This is a genomic window from Streptomyces canus (assembly GCF_030815415.1).
GTDB classification, from domain to species: Bacteria; Actinomycetota; Actinomycetes; order Streptomycetales; family Streptomycetaceae; genus Streptomyces; species Streptomyces canus_F.
Map to the genome: position 1 here is coordinate 8,934,363 of NZ_JAUSWW010000001.1, position 17,364 is coordinate 8,951,726.

Sequence of the window (17,364 nt, forward strand, 5' to 3'; positions counted from 1 at the left end):
CCGGCGTCCTCACGGGCTGAAAGGACGAAACGAAGGCATGAACAAGGAGCTGTCCACTGTCCTGCCCGTGGCACCCACCCGGGGACGGTTACGCCCGCTCGGCCTCGACGAGGTCAGGATCACCGGTGGTTTCTGGGCCGCACGCCGGCATGTCAACGCGACGGTCAGCCTCGACCACTGCCGCGACTGGATGGAACGCGTCGGCTGGACCGGCAACTTCCGTGCCGCGGTCGAGGGCCGCATTCAACACGACCGCCGTGGACGGGAGTTCGCCGACTCGGACGTCTACAAGCTCCTGGAGGCCATGTCCTGGGAGACCGGTGGTGACGTCGACCCCGCCCTCACCGAGGCCATCGCCGCCGCCCAGGAACCGGACGGCTATCTCAACACCGCCTACGGCCGGCCCGGCCAGCAGCCCCGCTACAGCGACCTCGCATGGGGCCACGAGCTGTACTGCTACGGGCACTTGATCCAGGCCGGCGTGGCCCAGGCCCGGGCGCGCGGCGAGGGCGAGCTGACGAAGATCGCCCGCCGCGCCGCCGACCATGTGTGCGCCCTCTTCGACGCCAGAGGCAACCAGGGCGTCTGCGGGCATCCGGAGATCGAGACGGCCCTGGTCGAACTGGCCCGGCTCACCGGCGAGCAGCGCTACCTCGACCAGGCCGCGCTGTTCATCGACCGCAGGGGTCGAGGCACTCTCGGTGACGGGGAGTTCGGCCGCGCCTACCACCAGGACGACATGCCCGTGCGGAAGGCGACCGTCCTGCGCGGTCACGCCGTCCGCGCCCTCTACCTCGCCGCCGGTGCCGTCGACGTGGCCGTGGAGACCGGGGACGAGGACCTGCTCGCCGCCGTCGGACGGCAGTGGGAGACTGCCGTCGCCCGGCGCACCTATCTGACCGGCGGCATGGGCTCGCACCACCGCGACGAGTCCTTCGGCGACGACTTCGTCCTGCCACCCGACCGCGCCTATGCCGAGACCTGCGCGGGCGTCGCCTCCGTCATGCTCAGCTGGCGCCTCCTCCTCGCCACCGGCGAATCCCGCTTCGCCGACCTGGCGGAGCGGACCCTGTTCAACGTGGTCGCGACCTCCCCGGCCGAGGACGGGCGGTCCTTCTTCTACTCCAACACCCTGCACCGGCGCCGCCGCGGCACCGTGCCCGCGGCCGACGTCCAGATACCGCGCGCCGAGTCGAGCCTGCGTGCGCCCTGGTTCGCGGTGTCCTGCTGCCCGACCAACGTGGCACGGACCCTGGCCCTGCTGCCCGGGTACCTGGCGACGACCGACGACCACGGCCTCCAGCTCCACCAGTACGCCGACGCCGAGATCACCACGGGTGGCATCGCGCTGCGGATCCGCACCGACTATCCCTCGGACGGACGCGTGAGCGTACGCGTCGCCCGGTCGCCCGACCACCCGTGGACCCTGTCGCTGCGCGTCCCCGCATGGGCGGCGGGCGCCACCGCATGGCTCGTCGACCCGGACGGGGGGCGCCGTGAGGTGACCCCGGGCATGGCCGAGGTCACCCGCGTCTTCCGGCCCGGCGACGAGACGGTCCTCGAACTGCCCGTACGACCTCGCTGGCTCGGGGCCGACCCGCGCGTCGACGCCATACGCGGCACCGCGGCCGTCCAGCGCGGACCGCTGGTGTACTGCGCCGAGTCCGTGGACCTGCCGCACGGCCACGAGGTCGACGCGGTGCGCGTGGATGCGTCCGCCCCGCCGGAGGAGAGGGCGGACGGATCCGTCGCGGTCGCGGGCGAGATCAGCGTCCCGGGGGACCGGCCGTGGCCGTACCCGCCGTACGACGCCCCGCCGACGGCCGGCGACCGCACGGGCATCGTTCTGGTCCCCTACCACTCCTGGGCGAACCGGGGCCCCTCGACGATGCGCGTGTGGCTGCCGACCGTGGACTCAGCGCCGTAGGAGCGTGAGGCGGTACGTCGTCCTCCGTGACCCGTCCTCACTGGTCACGGTGACCACGGCGCGCTCACGGCTCCGCTCGACGTCGACCGTCGCGTAGGGGTCGCGGGCCGTCGCCGTGACCACGGCGTGGTGGGGATCGGCGGTCCGGACCCGGTAGTCGGTCGTGCCGGGGGCGAAGTCCGCGACCGGCACGCCGGCCACCTCGATCGACGCGGCGGCCGCGGCCGAGGAGACGCCGGGAGCCTTGGCGTACACCTCGACCTCGCTCATCGTGAGGTAACCGCCGGACCGGGCGGTCATGACCAGCCGCACCCCGGTCGCCGGGCCCGCCTGGATCGGTACGCCGACCACGGGCGTGCCCTCGGTCCCGACCGTGATCTCCTCGCTCGCGTCGACCCAGGCGCCGTCCGCCGCGCCGCGCACCTGCGCCTTGAGGCTCGCGGGGAAGGAGGCGTTGCTCCCGTCCCGGTAGAAGTGCGCCACGACCCGGTCGAGGTCGCGTGGCGTCGGGAGGGTGAAGGTGATCGTGTCGGACGGGTTCTTGGTGCCGGACCGCCAGTTGGACCAGCCCTTGTCGGAGGTGTCGCCGTTGCGCAGGCGTTCGGCGGAGTAGCCGCTCTCGGTGTACGTGGCCGCGACCGAGACGCCGGAGTCCGAGGCGATGTCGGTCTGCGTCGGCTCGGTGACCTGTACGCGGACCGACGCGTCGACCGTGCTGCCGTCCACCACTCGTGCGGCCCCGCGCAGGGTCACCACTCCGGTCTCGGCGAACGCGCCCTCGGGGGCCGCGTCCCAGGTCACCGGAAGGTCGGTGCGTCCGCCGTGCGCGCCGACGCCGGCGACCGTGTCCGGCAGGCCGGGGCTGCCGCCGACGTAGGTCTTGGCGCGGCCGGGCACCGTCGAGGCGATGGTGTCGACGGTGACGACCGCCTCGGCGCGGATCTTCCGGCCGAGCGGATCGGTCGCGGTGCCCTTGACCCGTACCGTGCCCGGATCGGCCCACGCGTCGTCCGACGGCGGGTCCCAGACGACCGGCAGCGCGCCACGGGCGCCGTCCCGGTAGACCGGGGTCACCGTCTCCGGGAGCGCCGGTGTCCGGCCGGGCACGGTGAACACCTCGGCCTTCTCGGTGCGCAGTACGGTCTCGTCGCTCACCGTCCAGCGCTGGTTCGCCGCCGAGGTCGGGGTGTACGTGGACACCTTGGCGCCGTCCGCCGACGACTGCCCGCCGACGTCGAGCAGCCGGCCCGTGGCGGCGTTGACGAACGTCCACGTGTCGTCGCCGGTCGTCGACAGGATCCACTGCGCGGCGGCGCTGTCCGACGGATCTTCCAGAACGGCCTGGTTCTCGCGTACGGCGAGCTGCTTGCCGCTGGTGGCGCTGGTGAGGGCGTAGCGCTCGCGATGGTCGGTGCCGGGCGTCAACTGGCGTACGGACCAGAGCTGTCGGGCGCTGCTCGTGTCGTTCGTGCGGATGACGACGCCGGTGCCGTCGTCCGACGGGGCGAGCGACTTGCCGCTCTGTGCGCCCTTGAGCCGGTAGACATGGCCGCTCTGGACGAGCGCGGCGTCCTTCGCGACGCCGCTGACGCCCTTGACGAGGAAGCTGGTGACGGACTTCGCGGGGACGGTGAGGGTGGCCGTCCGGTCGGTGACGCGGACCGGGGCGCCCTGGACGAGGGCGCCGTCCGTGCTGGTCACCACGGGGGTGACGGTGGCGCCTCGGGTGACCTTGCCGAAGCGGGACAGGTCGAGGGTCACGGATCGGGCGGTCGTGCCGCCGTTGACGTGCACCACGGTCGCGGAGCGGCCGGACTTGGCGACGGCGGCGACGCTGGAGGCGTCGTCGACCTTCACGAAGCGGTCGCCGGGGCGGATGTAGTGGGTGAAGTTCCGGATGGTGTGGAACTTCGAGTTGGCCCGGATCGGGCAGCTCTCCAGGGTGTCCTCGGCGGTGCAGTTGAACGGGACATGGATGCTGCCCCAGTTCTTGCCGGCGGCGGCCTGCGGGACGGAGTCCTCGACGGGCTGCCAGAACACCCAGGCGGAGGGCTCCAGTTCACGCATGTCGTCGACCATGCGGGTGGCGATGCCGAGGCCCGGCTCCATGCTGGTGAAGTCGGTGCCGGTGCCCCAGGTGCCCTCGACCTCGCTCATCCACAGCTTCTTGTCCGCGCCCTTGGCGATGTCGCGGGCGCTGGTGCGCTGGCCGGTGCCGTAGGTGTGCACGTTGAGCTGGTCGACGGCGGCCCGGGCCTCGGCGGTGTAGGCGTTCCAGTTCGTCGTGAAGATGCCGGGGTTGGTCTCGTCCATCGCGGAGACCTCGGCCTTGGTCGTCGCGCCCGCGAGGGCCTGGTCCAGGGCGAGGATCACCTTCTGCTGGAGGGCGGGCCCGGCGTGCGCGCCTTCCTGCCGGCCGCCCGTGGGCTGCCCGTCGGCGCCCAACCGGGTGCCCCAGTAGGAGGTGTTGGGTTCGTTGAGCGGGTCGATGGTGTCGAAGGTGATGCCGTGTTCCTTCTCCATCTCCTCACTCACACGGACGAGGTAGGCGGCGAAGTCGTCGACGCGGTCGGCGCGGATCTGGTCGGCGCCGGCGTCGAAGCCGCCGGAGACGTACCCGCTGACCGTCTGGAACCAGGGCGGCGAGTTGCTGAACGCCTCCCACTTGGTGACCTTGTCCTTGACCTGGTCCACCCACCACCGCTGGTTCGCGTCGGCGTTCCAGTCCCAGTGGTCCGCGTTGTCCGGGTCCCACCAGTCCATGTCCGTCCGGGTGGTGCCCTCGGGCGCCTTCCAGAAGCCCTCCATGGTCGCGCCGGCCTTCATGTAGTCCTTGCGGACGTCCGGGGCGTTGCCGCCACCGATGTTGTAGCGCGCGATGTTCAGGGCCAGCCCGTCCTCGCCGAACAGCATGTCGACGACCTGTCTTCGGATCGGCTCCGGATAGCCGCCCGTGGCATTGGCGAACCAGACGAGACTCGTCCCCCAGCCCTCGAACTCCTGCTGCTGGTACGAGGGATCGACCCGCACCGTCACCGAGCTGAGGGGTGCCGCCGTGTCCGCGGCGGGGGCGGGGGCGGCGGTGACGAGTCCTGCGGCGAGCGTGAGGGGGATGACCGGCGTCAAGACCCGGACGATGCGGCGTCGGCTGGACACGGAGCTCCCTTCCGGAGCGCGGAGAGGCACAAGCGCGAAGAGGAACAGAATCAACCAGAAGCGATCAGGCTCAAGGCATGCTCATCGACGAAAATGAACACGTCAAGACACCGCGCATGCCGGGCACTCATCAGGTCAAGCGTCCCGGACTATTGACTCGCAACTCGCCAGTAGCCATTCTCGTCGAACAGATTGCGCCGGTCATGACAAACTCATGGGGCGCCGACCGAGGGGCGTGGTATCGACCATGACTCGATGTTCGTATCGCAGGCGCAAAGACGTGACCGTCGTGTCGCTGCTCCTCTTCGTCCTGGCCATCGCCCTCGGCCCCACGCCGAGTTCGGCGGCCGCGAGCGACTGGTGGAACCCGAGCGCGCGTCCCACGCCGGACTCCCAGGTCAACGTCACCGGCGAGCCGTTCACCGGCACCAACTCCGCAGGTGAGGTACGCGGGTTCGTCGACGCGCACAACCACCTGTTCTCCAACGAGGCCTTCGGCGGCCGGCTGATCTGCGGCAAGGTGTTCTCCACCGCGGGCGTCGCCGACGCGCTCAAGGACTGCCCCGAGCACTACCCGGACGGCACCCTCGCGATCTTCGACTACATCACCCACGGCGGCGACGGCAAGCACGACCCGGTCGGCTGGCCGACCTTCAAGGACTGGCCGGCGTACGACTCGATGACCCATCAGGCCAACTACTACGCCTGGATCGAGCGCGCCTGGCGCGGCGGGCAGCGGGTGCTGGTCAACGACCTCGTCACCAACGGCGTGATCTGCTCCGTCTACCCGTTCAAGGACCGCAGTTGTGACGAGATGACCTCGATCAGGCTGCAGGCCAAGCTGACTTACCAGCTCCAGGACTACGTCGACGCGATGTACGGCGGCGCGGGCAAGGGCTGGTTCCGGATCGTCACCGACACCGCGCAGGCCCGCAAGGTCATCCAGCAGGGCAAACTCGCCGTGATCCTGGGCGTCGAGACCTCCGAGCCGTTCGGCTGCAAGCAGATCCTCGACATCGCGCAGTGCAGCAAGGCGGACATCGACAAGGGGCTCGACGAGCTCTACGACCTCGGTGTGCGCAGCATGTTCCTGTGCCACAAGCTCGACAACGCCCTGTGCGGCGTCCGCTTCGACGAGGGCGGCCTCGGAACGGCCATCAACGTGGGCCAGTTCCTGTCGACCGGCACCTTCTGGAAGACCGAGAAGTGCACGGGCCCCCAGCACGACAACCCCATCGGAACGGCCGCGTCCGACGCGGAGGCGGACCTGCCGGCGGGCACCGAAGTACCGGAGTACGACGAGAACGCCCAGTGCAACGTCCGCGGGCTCACCGACCTCGGTGAGTACGCCGTCCAGGGCATGATGAAACGCAAGATGATGCTCGAGATCGACCACATGAGCGTCAAGGCGACCGGCCAGGTCCTCGACATGTTCGAGGCCGCCTCCTACCCGGGCGTGCTCTCCTCGCACAGCTGGATGGACCTCAACTGGACCGAGCGGGTCTACTCCCTCGGCGGTTTCGTCGCCCAGTACATGCACGGCTCCGAGGGCTTCAGCACCGAGGCGAAGCGGACCGACGCGCTGCGCGCCAAGTACAACGTCGGCTACGGCTACGGCACCGACTTCAACGGCATCGGCGACCATCCCGCCCCGCGCGGCGCGGGCGCCACGAACAAGGTGACGTACCCCTTCAAGAGCGTCGACGGCGGCTCCGTCATCGACAAGCAGACCGTCGGCTCGCGCACCTTCGACTTCAACACGGACGGCGGCGCCAACGTCGGCCTGATCCCGGACTGGATCGAGGACATCCGGCACGTCGGCGGCCAGGACGTGGTCGACGACCTGTTCCGCGGTGCCGAGTCCTACCTCGACACCTGGGGCGCCTCGGAGCAGCATCAGGCCGGCGTCAACCTGGCCAAGGGGCGTACCACGACCGCGAGTTCGTCCGAGTCCAACCCGTTCACCAGCTATCAGCCGGGGCGGGCCGTGGACGGTGACGGCGACAGCCGCTGGGCCAGTGACTGGAGCGATGACCAGTGGTGGCAGGTCGACCTCGGCTCCACCAACCTGGTCTCGCGCGTGACGCTCGACTGGGAGCGCGCGTACGGGAAGGCGTATCGCATCGAACTCTCCACGGACGGCACCAACTGGCAGACCGCCTGGTCCACCACCTCCGGCGACGGCGGCCTGGACACGGCCAAGTTCACCGGCACACCGGCCCGCTATGTTCGTGTCCACGGCCTCGACCGCGGCACCGACTGGGGATACTCGCTCCACGAGGTCGGCGTGAACAGCGCCTGACGAGCACGGGGGAGCCGCACATGGCACGGATGCCGTCCACCGAACGGCGTCGGCAGCTGACGGAAGCGGCGATCAGGGCGATGGCCCGGGACGGCGTGGCCAAGACCACGACCCGGTCCATCGCCGCCGAGGCGGGCGTCTCCCTGAGCGTCTTCCACTACTGCTTCGACTCCAAGCAGGAACTGATCGAGTCCGTCATCACCACCATCACCGACCACTACGTGATCATCGTGAAGGAGGCGCTCAAGCCCCGGGAGACCCTCGAGGAAACCGTCCGGGCCGGTTTCCAGGCGTACTGGGACCATGTGCGCGCCCACCCCGACGAGCACATGCTGACCTACGAACTCACCCAGTACGCCCTGCGCGAGCCGGGGTTCGAGCAGCTGGCGCGGCGGCAGTACGAACTGTACGGCGAGCTCTACACCGAGCTCATCGAGCAGCTGTGCCAGGACATCGACTTCCGGCTCCGGGTGCCCGTCTCCGCGTTGGCCCGCTATCTGGCCGCCATGACCGACGGGCTCACCCTCAACTACCTGGTACTCGGCGACGAGGGTGCCTGGACCGACATCCTCGACACCGTCACCGCCCACATCGCGGGGCTGGTGTCGGCGGAGGACTAGGCCGTGAGCGGGTTGGACCTCGCGGCGGCCAGCAGGTACCAGGCGGTGGCGCCGGTGTGCAGGTACGGGTAGTAGCCGAACCCGAAACCGGTGTCGAGCGGGCTGCTCGCCGACACGACCCCGGACCTGGCGGCCACGGCCTCGCCGCCGAAGGTCTGGCCGGCGCCCAGCAGGTCCTGGGCCCGTTCGATGGAGGCGATCAGGCGCCGGGCGCGCCTCTCGTCACCGGCGTCCTGGCGGTGGCGCAGGGCGAGCGCCAGATGGGCCGTGCCCTCGAACCACACTCCGTTGCGGTCCGGCCTGGGCTGGCCGTCGGCGATCGGGGCGCTCTCGTTCGCCAGCAGGCTCGCCGAGCTGAAGGTGACGCCCTCGTACGACTGGCCCGCGGGGACCGTGCTGTTGGGGCGCTCGGGCGTGTCCAGCACGGCCAGTTCGGTGGCGGCCCAGTCCAACGAGCGGCCGTACACCGGGGAGTTGAGCGCGAGGTGCGTCCAGGTCTGGGTGTCCTCGGGGATCGGCGACCTGTTGATCGTCGCTCCGTCGTTGGTGCCGGTGTAGAAGAAGCCCCCGTCCGGCTCCCACATCTTCTTGACGAACGCCCCGGCGACCGCACGCCGTTCGCGCCACACCCGGTCCCCGGTGAGCCGGGCGAGCTGACCGAACAGGCCTATCAGGTCGGTGTTGTGCTCGGTCGAGGTGAACGGCAGCTTCTTGTTCGCCCCGTCGACCCCGAACTTGAAACCGCCGAGCGGTTCGTCGGTGCGGCCGGTGCGGTCGATCCACTCGCCGATTCGCACGGCACCGGCGAGGAAGCGGCGCTCCCCGGTCCGCCGGGCCAGCGCGGCGAGGGCGATGCCGGCCCAGGCCATGTCGCCCACGGCGGTACCGGTGAAGCCGAACTGCCAACCCACGTTGGCCTTTCCGTCCGCCCGCACGAACCCGTCGGGCTGGGGGGTGCCGTCGTAGAAGGTGTACGGGCCCACGTTGTAGGCCTGACGGAGCCGGCCGTCGTCGTGGTCGGGGTCGTTGGCCTGTGCGTAGAGAAGAGCGTCGCCGAGTGTTGCCGCGCGGGATCTGCCGGCCTTGGTGTCGCAGGCCAGATTCGCCAGGATCGCGAGGGCGTTGTCATAGGTGAACGCCGTGCTGAACAGGCCGGCCTGGTCGGTGTAGCTCTGGGCGAGGCGGATCGTGCCGTGGTCCGGGTAGGCGTCCATGGCGGCGGCGAGGAAGGCCTGGGCCCGGCTCCGGGCGGAGGCCTGAGCCCGGTCCGCCGCGCGGGCGGTGCCCGAACCGGCGGCGAGGAGGGCCGCGGCTCCGAGTCCGGTTCCGATGAGTGCGCGGCGATTGAACGCGGGGCGGCCTTGGCTGCCGGTCATGGGTCTCCTCGAATCGAAGCGGCGAGCGCGTGTGAGAGCGCTCTCAGGAGTGCGCGCTCATTCTGCTGTCGCCTCCGGACCGGGTCAACGGCTGGGAGAGGTGGAGCAGTTGGGGCGTCAGCTCCAAGGGCGCAGACCAGCCCGGCACCCAGGACTTCGGCACGGCTGTACGCTCCAGGAGCCCACCGGCCGCTGAAAGGGGTCTTCCATGACGACGATCGCGGTGACCGGGCACATCGACCTCACGGCGGAGACCTCCGTCCTGGTGCGCGCGGCCCTGGACGAACTCCTGCGGCGTCACGCCGGCGACGGAGAGCTGGTCGGGGTCTCCTGTCTCGCCAGGGGCGCCGACTGTGCGTTCGCGGAGGCCGTGCTCGCCGCCGGTGGACGACTGGCCGTCGTCATCCCCTCCCGGGACTACCGCCGCGCCCGGGTGCGGCCCGACCACGCCCCCGTGTTCGACCGCCTGGTCGAGGCCGCCGAGGACGTGGTCGTCCTGCCGATCGAGACCGCCGGCCGACAGGCCTACGAGGCGGCGAACAGCGTTCTCGTCGAACGCGCCGACCGGCTCGTGGCCGTATGGGACGGCACTGAGCCCACCGGCACAGGCGGCGGCACCGCCGACACGGTGCTCGAGGCCCGGGCGGCGGGCGTCCCCGTCGACGTGGTGTGGCCCGACGGAGCCGCCCGCACCCGCCGGGAGCGCCGCGAGGGCGCCGCCGACGGGGGTGCCGGGATCAGACCGCCGTAGTCGGGAAGGTGGGGTACTCCACCCCGGAGACGTGCTGGACGACCCGGATGACCTGGCAGGAGTAGCCGAACTCGTTGTCGTACCAGAGGTAGAGGATCGCGTTGTCGCCGTCGACCTTGGTGGCGCCGGCGTCGACGATCGAGGCGTGGCGCGAGCCGACGAAGTCCATGGAGACGGCGTCGGGGGCCGTGGTGAAGTCGATCTGGCGCTTCAGCGGCGAGTTGAGGGAGACGTCCCGGAGGTACTCGAGGACTTCCTCGCGGCTGGTCTCACGGCCCAGGCGCAGGCTGAGGATCGCGATGGACACGTCCGGCACGGGCACCCGGATCGAGCTGCCGCTGATCGGTGCCTTCAGGTCGGGCAGCGCCTTGGCGACGGCCGAGGCGGCACCCGTCTCGGTGATCACCATGTTGAGCGGCGCCGAGCGGCCGCGACGGTCGGCCTTGTGGTAATTGTCCAGCAGGTTCTGGTCGTTGGTGAACGAGTGCACCGTCTCCACGTGGCCGCGCAGCACACCGAACTCGTCGTCCATGGCCTTCAGCGGCGGCACGATCGCGTTGGTGGTGCAGGAGGCGCAGGACAGGATCTGCTCGTCCGGCTTCACGCTGTCGTGGTTGACACCGTGCACGATGTTCGGGACGTCGCCCTTGCCCGGCGCGGTCAGGACGACCTTGTCGATGCCGGGGCGCAGGTGCTGGGACAGGCCCTCGCGGTCGCGCCACTTGCCGGTGTTGTCGATGAGGATGGCGTTCTTGATGCCGTGCGCCGTGTAGTCGACCTCGGACGGGTCGTTCGCGTAGATGACCTTGATCGCGTTGCCGTTGGCGGTGATCGTGTCGGTGGCCTCGTCGACGGTGATCGTGCCCTGGAACTGGCCGTGGATCGAGTCGCGGCGCAGCAGCGAGGCGCGCTTGACGAGATCCTCGGAGGCTCGCCCGCCGCCGCCGCCGCGGACGACGATGGCGCGCAGCCGCAGTCCGTTGCCGGAGCCGGACTTCTCGATCAGCAGGCGGGCGACGAGCCGGCCGATGCGGCCGAAGCCGTACAGGACGACGTCACGGCCCTCGCCGCGCTCGATCTTGTTGGCGCCGGTGGCACCGGCGACGGACTCGGCGGTGAACGCCTCGACCGACAGACCGCGGTCGTCGGCGCGGTAGGTCGCCGCGAGCATGCCGATGTCGATCTGGGACGGGCCCAGGTCGAGGGTGGTGAGTGCCTGAAGGAAGGGCAGCGTCTCGACGACCGACAGCTCCTCGCCCGCGATCTGCCGGGCGAAGCGGTGGGTCTTGAGGATGCTGACCACCGACTTGTTCACCAGGGAGCGGCTGTGCAGCAGGACGGTGACGTCCCGCTCGCGGTGCAGCTTCCCGATGATCGGGATCATCGACTCCGCGATCTCCTCACGGGTCTTCCAATTGGTGAACGAGTCCTCATTGACAGTCACAGATCTATCTCTCGATCGAGCTAGGTGGCGCTCATATGCTAACCCCATGGTCGTTTTACCCCTCGAACGGGGTCACGGCCAGGAGTCGCGCAGCACGCCGTCGGCGACCGGCAGGGGTGCCCCGGCGAGTTCCGGCCGGCACAGGACCAGGGTCAGATCGTCGGCGGGGGCCGTCCGATGTGGGCGGTCAGCCGGGCGTGGAGGGCGCCGAGGGCCCGCTCGGGGAGCGGGTCGCGCAGGGCGCCGACCGCCTCGTCGAGCAGCTGGAAGGGTGTGCCGAGCGGGGGCGCCGACTCGCCGGGTTCCAGCACGTCGAGCCCGGTTCCGACCCGCAGCGGGGCCGGGTGGCCGCAGTTGACGAGCCGGAGCTCGCCGGGCGCGAACTCGGTGAGCACGACGGTGACGAAGTCCTCGGGTCCGAGCTCGGGGGCGAGCCGCGCGTCCAGGTCGGCGGCGAGGGCGGCCGCCGCGAGCCGCGGGGAGTCCAGGTCGTGGCTGCACACCAGGGTGCCGGCGAGGGTCGCGGAGGCGGGACGGAGAAGGGCGCCCTGGGTGGCACGGGCCACCTCCGCACCAGACCGAGGAGCAGGGCGACGCCGCAGACCAGAGCGGTGGGGCGGGTGTCGAGCCGCGTACTGGCCAGGAACGGTCCGACGAGCAGCAGCGCGACGAGATGGTGGACCGTGTCGAACAGCAGGTCCGCTGTCGTGACCAGCAGACAGGCACCCAGCGACGGCAACAGTGACAACGCTGTACGGCGGGACGGCGGCCGGCGTCCCACGGCGCGGGTGGTTGTCCTGTGCGTCTCCCCATCAAGACCTTCAGGCCACGGACGGTGCCACTCTTCCGCCCCCGCCGCCGGGCCCATGCGAAGTGATCGCAACACGCTCCAAAGTGAGCAGGAACTTACGTTTCCGTCCACGGTGGCGGATGCCTCCCGCGCCGGCATCGAGAAGACCGGGCCTTTCACGCGTATCTGCGGGCAAGGGGCCGCGTGCTCCGGGACCACGCCATCGATCCAAGGGACGGACCTCATGAACGCAAGCGCAGCCATCGGCGTCACCGGACCTGGGCGTGATGGGCCGCAACCTGGCGCGGAACTTCGCCCGCCACGGGGTCGCCGTCGCCGTCCACAACCGGTCCGCAGGCCGCACCCGCGCGCTCGTCGAGGAGTTCGGCCACGAGGGCGTGTTCGTCCCGGCCGAGTCGCCCGAGGAGTTCGTCGCCGCCCTCGAACGTCCGCGCCGGCTGATCATCATGGTGCAGGCGGGCGCCGCCACCGACGCGGTCGTCGAGGAGTTCGCCCCGCTCCTGGAGCCCGGCGACATGATCGTCGACGGCGGCAACGCCCACTTCGCCGACACCCGGCGCCGCGAGGCCGCCCTGCGCGCACGCGGCATCCACTTCGTCGGCACCGGCATCTCCGGCGGCGAGGAGGGCGCGCTGCACGGTCCGTCGATCATGGTGGGCGGGTCGGAGGAGTCGTACAGCCTGCTCGGGCCGCTGTTCGAGGCCATCAGCGCCAGGGTCGACGGCGAGCCGTGCGCCGCCCATATCGGCACCGACGGCGCCGGGCACTTCGTGAAGATGGTCCACAACGGCATCGAGTACGCCGACATGCAGCTCATCGCCGAGGCGTACGACCTGCTGCGCCAGGTCGCCGGATACACCCCGGCCGAGATCGCGGGCGTCTTCCGCCGGTGGAACGAGGGTCGGCTCGGCTCCTACCTCATCGAGATCACCGCCGAGGTCCTCGCCCACATCGACCCCGCCACCGGCGCGCCGTTCGTCGACATCGTCGCCGACGCCGCCGGACAGAAGGGCACCGGCCGCTGGACCGTGCAGACCGCCCTCGACCTGGCCTCCCCGGTCACCGCCGTCGCCCAGGCCACCTTCGCCCGCGCCGCCTCCGGCCAGAGTGAACTGCGCGCCGCCTACCGGGGCCTGCCCGGCGGCACCACGCCCCAGCTCAGCCGCACCGAGGCCGAGCGCTTCACCTCGCAGGTGGAGCAGGCGCTGTACGCCTCGAAGGTCGTCGCCTACGACCAGGGCTGGACGATGATCCAGGACGCGGCCGCCGAGTACGGCTGGAAGATCGACCTCGGCTCGGTCGCCCGGATCTGGCGCGGCGGCTGCATCATCCGCGCCTCCTTCCTCGACCGTATCCGCGCCGCCTACGCCGCCGACCAGGATCTGGTGAGCCTGCTCGGCGAGATGGAGTTCGCCATGGAGATCACCGACGCGCAGGTGCCCTGGCGCGAGACGGTGGCCTCCGCCGCCCGCCGCGGCATTCCCGTGCCCGCGATCTCCGCCGCCCTCGCCCACTACGACACCCTGCGTGCCGACCGTCTCCCCGCCGCGCTGCTCCAGGGCCAGCGGGACTACTTCGGCGCCCACACCTACCGGCGCACGGACCGGCCCGGCACCTTCCACACCCACTGGGCGGCGGCGGGGAGGCCTGAGACGTCGGAGTGACGGAGAACCCCGGCCGCATCCCGGCCGGGGGGACTCACGCAGCCGTGACGGGACCCGCGTTTCGTTTTAAAGTTCAAACGAAAGCCGGGTAAGGTGTGGCCATGTCCACGACGCCACGTTGGCTCAACGCCGAGGAACAACGGGCCTGGCTGGCCTACATCGACTTCTCCACGCTGCTCAACGACCATCTGAACCGCCAGCTGCGGCGGGACGCCGGCATGACGCATGCCGACTACAGCCTGCTGGCCCACCTCTCGTCGGCGCCCGACCACGTCCTCGGCATGTCCGAACTCGCCCAGCGCCTCAAGATCACCCGCAGCCGGCTCACCCATGCCGTGAACCGGCTGCGCGAGGCCGGTCTCGTGGACCGGCGCGAGGATCCGGCCGACGGACGCGGGCAGCTCGCGGTACTGACGGACGCGGGGCGGGCCCTGCTGGAGGAGATCGCGCCCGGCCATGTGGAGGCCGTGCGCCGGGCCGTCTTCGACGCGCTCACCCCTGAGCAGGTGCGTCAGCTCGCGGAGATCGGGGAAGCGGTGAGCGACGCTCTGCACCGGGCGGAGGCCGCGGAGACGGACCCGACGGTGCTGCCCTGGCGTCGCCGGTAGGCGCTCAATCCGCGGACCGCTCCGCCCACTTGCCCAGCACCGACCGCCGGGCCCACGCAACCTCACCCCCTTCCACGCCCTCCTATCAGGCACACACAGGCCGTCCACAGAGGAGTGCGCGTTGGCAGAGCTGTCCCGCCGCAGATTCATGGTCTACACACTCGCCGCGTCCACCCTCACCGTCGCCGCCCCCCTCGGCTGCGACGCCTCGCAGGCGGAAGGAGCCACGCGCCCGCGCTCGGACACCGTCGTGACCGGCACCGACGACGAGATGCTCGTCCTGGAGGTCACCCGGGAGAACAGGGTCGTCGTACGGCTGCCGCGCGTCGAGGTCGGCCAGGGTGTCACCACCGCGGTCGCCATGATGATCGCCGAGGAGCTGGACGCCCGCCTCGTCGACGTCGACATCCCGCTCGCCGACGCCCGCAGCCGGGGCAACCAGTTCACCGGCGGCTCCAGCTCGGTGAGTTCGCTCTACGACCCCGCCCGCAACCTCGCCGCCACGGCACGCGCCCGCCTGATCACCGCGGCCGCCCAGCGCTGGCGCCTGCCCCCGCGGGTGCTCCGGACCCGGGACACCATGGTCGTCGCCCCGGACGGACGCGAGGCCACCTTCGGATCGCTGACCGAGACCGCCGCACGGATACGCCGGCCGCGCGTGTCCACCAAGCCCAAACCGGCGTCCCGGCACCGGGTGATCGGGAAGCCGACCACGCGGATCGACGCACGGGACATCGTCACCGGCCGAGCGCGGTACACCGGGGACCTGACGGCCGCCGGGGCCAAGCCGACCGTGGTGGCCCGGCCGCCCACCCTCGGCGGGAAGGTCGTCTCGGTCGACGACCGCGCGGCCCGTGCGCTGCCCGGAGTCCTCGACATCGTCAGAGTCGCCGGGGGAGTCGCCGTCGTCGCGGACTCCTTCCACCACGCCTTCAAGGCCCGGGACGTCCTGAAGATCACCTGGAAGGCGGGGCCGCTCGCGGGGGTGTCCGACGCCCAGATCCGCTCCCGGCTCAAGGCCGCCGTCCCCGCGCTCGGCACTCCGCCGCGCGGATCGACGCAGATCGAGGCCCGGTTCGAGTTCGCGTTCGTCAGCCACGCCCCGATGGAGGTGCTGACCGCCGTCGCCGACGTACGGGCCCACCGCGCCGAGATCTGGTTCTCCTCCCAGACACCCATGGATGCGCGCGACAGCATCGCCCAGGCGGTCGGGCTGCCCGGGTCCGCCGTCAAGGTCCATGTGGTGCGGGGCGGGGGCTCGTTCGGACGTCGGCTGAACCACGACGCGGCGATCGAGGCGGCCCTCATCTCCAAGGCGGCGGGCCGACCGGTGAAGCTGATGTGGAGCCGCGCCGACGACATCCGGCACGGCCGGATGCGCCCGGCCTCCCAGCACCGGATCCGGGCCAGCCACGCTCAGGGCCGAGTCGTGGCCTTCGCCCACGCGACGGCCTCGGTGAGCGAGTCGTACAGCGGGATCACCACCGCCTCCTTCCGCGCGGCCGCCCCGCTGCCCAGCGACAGCGGCCTCTACAACTTCGGGAAGCTGTCCGGGGATTCGGGCTCGGTCGAGCTGGCCGCGATACCCCTCGGCGCGTGGCGTTCCGTCGACTCCGGGACCGTGCGGACGGCCGAGGAGATCGTCGTCGACGACATCGCCCGGGCCCTGGCCAAGGACCCCGTCGCCTTCCGCCGTACGACACTCAGGAGCAAGGCCGTCAAGGCCGTGCTCGACAAGGTCGCGACCGCCGGACACTGGGGCCGCACCATGCCCGCGGGGCAGGCCCAGGGGGTGGCCGTCCACGAGGAGTACGGCTCCTGCGTGGCCTGCCTGGTCGAGATCGACGCCGCCGATTCCGAGCACCCCCGGGTGACCAAGGTGGTCATGGCCGCCGACGTCGGCACGGCCGTCAACCCGCGCGGCCTGGAGGCCCAGCTCATGGGCACGGCCATCGACGGCATCTCCACGGTCCTGCGGGCCGGCCTCCACATCGACAAGGGCGCCGTCCGCGAGGACAGCTACGCCGACTTCCGCTACGCCCGCCAGCGGCACGCCCCGCTCCACTTCGAGGCGCACATCCTGCCCACCGGCGGAGAGCCGGGCGGCGCGGGCGAACTCGGCGTCCCGGCGGCGGCCGGCGCCGTCGCGAACGCGTACGCCCGCGCGACCGGTACCAAGCCCCGCCGCTTCCCGATCGACTTCTGAGAAGGTGCAGATGCCGTCCCACTCCTTCGTCCTCAACGGCAAGCCCGTCACCGTCGAGGCCCCCGCCGACATGCCCCTGCTGTGGGTACTGCGCGACCTGCTGCACGTCACCGGCCCCAAGTACGGCTGTGGCGTCGGTGTCTGCCGCGCCTGCACCAGCCACCTCGACGGCGAGGAGATACAGCCCTGTGTCGTGCCCGTCGCGGACTGCGCGCAGCGGAACGTCACCACCATCGAGGGCCTCGCCGACGGCGACACCCTGCACCCCGTCCAGCAGGCCTGGCTGGAGTGCGACGTCTCCCAGTGCGGCTTCTGCCAGCCCGGCCAGATCATGGCCGCCGCCGCTCTGCTGAAGAAGACGTCCCAGCCCACCGACGCCGACATCGACCGCATCGAGAACGTCTGCCGCTGCGGCACGTACTCCCGCATCCGCGAGGCGATCAAGAAGGCGGCGGACGCCTGACCTCGTGACCAACACCAGGACGCGGTCGTTCCGGTT

General features: G+C 71.0%; 12 protein-coding genes and 1 pseudogene. 9 read left to right on the forward strand and 4 right to left on the reverse strand.

Going from position 1 to position 17,364, the window contains the following annotated elements:
* Positions 1-37 precede the first annotated feature (37 nt).
* Positions 38-1,927, forward strand: a complete 1,890-nt coding sequence (locus QF037_RS41335; RefSeq protein WP_307034360.1) for a glycoside hydrolase family 127 protein — start codon at positions 38-40, stop codon at positions 1,925-1,927.
* On the opposite strand, the gene QF037_RS41340 is transcribed toward QF037_RS41335, so the two are convergent.
* A complete protein-coding gene (locus tag QF037_RS41340) occupies positions 1,916-5,083 on the reverse strand; it encodes a glycoside hydrolase (protein ID WP_307034362.1) in 3,168 nt (1,055 codons plus the stop codon). The two genes, QF037_RS41335 and QF037_RS41340, sit on opposite strands and share 12 nt — an antisense overlap.
* Positions 5,084-5,160: 77 nt before the next feature.
* Here QF037_RS41340 and QF037_RS41345 point away from each other — a divergent pair, with 77 nt between their 5' ends.
* Genes QF037_RS41345 through QF037_RS41355 form a run of 3 tightly spaced genes read left to right on the forward strand, consistent with a single transcriptional unit; the run spans position 5,161 to position 8,005 of the window.
* Positions 5,161-5,334, forward strand: a complete 174-nt coding sequence (locus QF037_RS41345; RefSeq protein ID WP_307034363.1) for a hypothetical protein — start codon at positions 5,161-5,163, stop codon at positions 5,332-5,334.
* Entirely contained in the window at positions 5,331-7,385 is a 2,055-nt protein-coding gene (locus QF037_RS41350; protein WP_307034365.1) for a galactose-binding domain-containing protein, read from the forward strand. Before QF037_RS41345 ends, QF037_RS41350 begins: the two co-directional genes overlap by 4 nt.
* A gap of 20 nt (positions 7,386-7,405) precedes the next feature.
* Positions 7,406-8,005 (forward strand): TetR/AcrR family transcriptional regulator, encoded by a 600-nt coding sequence (locus tag QF037_RS41355; RefSeq protein WP_307034367.1) that lies wholly within the window; start codon positions 7,406-7,408, stop codon positions 8,003-8,005.
* On the opposite strand, the gene QF037_RS41360 is transcribed toward QF037_RS41355, so the two are convergent.
* Entirely contained in the window at positions 8,002-9,381 is a 1,380-nt protein-coding gene (locus tag QF037_RS41360) for a Tat pathway signal sequence domain protein (protein WP_307034368.1), read from the reverse strand. The genes QF037_RS41355 and QF037_RS41360 overlap by 4 nt on opposite strands.
* Positions 9,382-9,589: 208 nt before the next feature.
* On the opposite strand from QF037_RS41360, the gene QF037_RS41365 reads away from it, so the two are divergent.
* Complete coding sequence (locus tag QF037_RS41365; RefSeq protein ID WP_307034370.1) at positions 9,590-10,132, forward strand: hypothetical protein; 543 nt, start codon at positions 9,590-9,592, stop codon at positions 10,130-10,132.
* On the opposite strand, the gene QF037_RS41370 is transcribed toward QF037_RS41365, so the two are convergent.
* Positions 10,119-11,576 (reverse strand): glyceraldehyde-3-phosphate dehydrogenase, encoded by a 1,458-nt coding sequence (locus QF037_RS41370; protein WP_307034373.1) that lies wholly within the window; start codon positions 11,574-11,576, stop codon positions 10,119-10,121. The genes QF037_RS41365 and QF037_RS41370 overlap by 14 nt on opposite strands.
* A 152-nt stretch (positions 11,577-11,728) precedes the next feature.
* Complete coding sequence (locus tag QF037_RS41375; protein WP_307034375.1) at positions 11,729-12,142, reverse strand: SpoIIE family protein phosphatase; 414 nt, start codon at positions 12,140-12,142, stop codon at positions 11,729-11,731.
* Positions 12,143-12,610: 468 nt separating this feature from the next.
* On the opposite strand from QF037_RS41375, the pseudogene gndA reads away from it, so the two are divergent.
* The 4 genes and pseudogenes from gndA to QF037_RS41395 all read left to right on the forward strand — a co-directional run bounded on the left by gndA (position 12,611) and on the right by QF037_RS41395 (position 17,328).
* Positions 12,611-14,051 (forward strand): annotated as a pseudogene (gndA, locus tag QF037_RS41380) (NADP-dependent phosphogluconate dehydrogenase).
* Positions 14,052-14,152: 101 nt separating this feature from the next.
* Positions 14,153-14,659 carry a MarR family winged helix-turn-helix transcriptional regulator gene (locus tag QF037_RS41385; protein ID WP_307034377.1) on the forward strand — a complete coding sequence of 169 codons (507 nt, stop codon included), beginning with the start codon at positions 14,153-14,155 and terminating at the stop codon, positions 14,657-14,659.
* Between the two features lie 148 nt (positions 14,660-14,807).
* Positions 14,808-16,865, forward strand: a complete 2,058-nt coding sequence (locus QF037_RS41390; RefSeq protein ID WP_307037626.1) for a xanthine dehydrogenase family protein molybdopterin-binding subunit — start codon at positions 14,808-14,810, stop codon at positions 16,863-16,865.
* A gap of 10 nt (positions 16,866-16,875) precedes the next feature.
* Positions 16,876-17,328, forward strand: coding sequence for a (2Fe-2S)-binding protein (locus QF037_RS41395; RefSeq protein WP_307034379.1), 453 nt, complete (start codon positions 16,876-16,878; stop codon positions 17,326-17,328).
* The last annotated feature ends 36 nt before the right edge of the window (positions 17,329-17,364 follow it).

Bases quoted from the DNA above. Each gene is read 5' to 3' on its own strand.
- QF037_RS41335 (WP_307034360.1), top strand. From the start codon at position 38: ATGAACAAGGAGCTGTCCACTGTCCTGCCCGTGGCACCCACCCGGGGA.
- QF037_RS41345 (WP_307034363.1), top strand. From the start codon at position 5,161: ATGCTCATCGACGAAAATGAACACGTCAAGACACCGCGCATGCCGGGC.
- QF037_RS41350 (WP_307034365.1), top strand. From the start codon at position 5,331: ATGACTCGATGTTCGTATCGCAGGCGCAAAGACGTGACCGTCGTGTCG.
- QF037_RS41355 (WP_307034367.1), top strand. From the start codon at position 7,406: ATGGCACGGATGCCGTCCACCGAACGGCGTCGGCAGCTGACGGAAGCG.
- QF037_RS41360 (WP_307034368.1), bottom strand. From the start codon at position 9,381: ATGACCGGCAGCCAAGGCCGCCCCGCGTTCAATCGCCGCGCACTCATC.
- QF037_RS41365 (WP_307034370.1), top strand. From the start codon at position 9,590: ATGACGACGATCGCGGTGACCGGGCACATCGACCTCACGGCGGAGACC.
- QF037_RS41385 (WP_307034377.1), top strand. From the start codon at position 14,153: ATGTCCACGACGCCACGTTGGCTCAACGCCGAGGAACAACGGGCCTGG.
- QF037_RS41390 (WP_307037626.1), top strand. From the start codon at position 14,808: ATGGTCTACACACTCGCCGCGTCCACCCTCACCGTCGCCGCCCCCCTC.
- QF037_RS41395 (WP_307034379.1), top strand. From the start codon at position 16,876: ATGCCGTCCCACTCCTTCGTCCTCAACGGCAAGCCCGTCACCGTCGAG.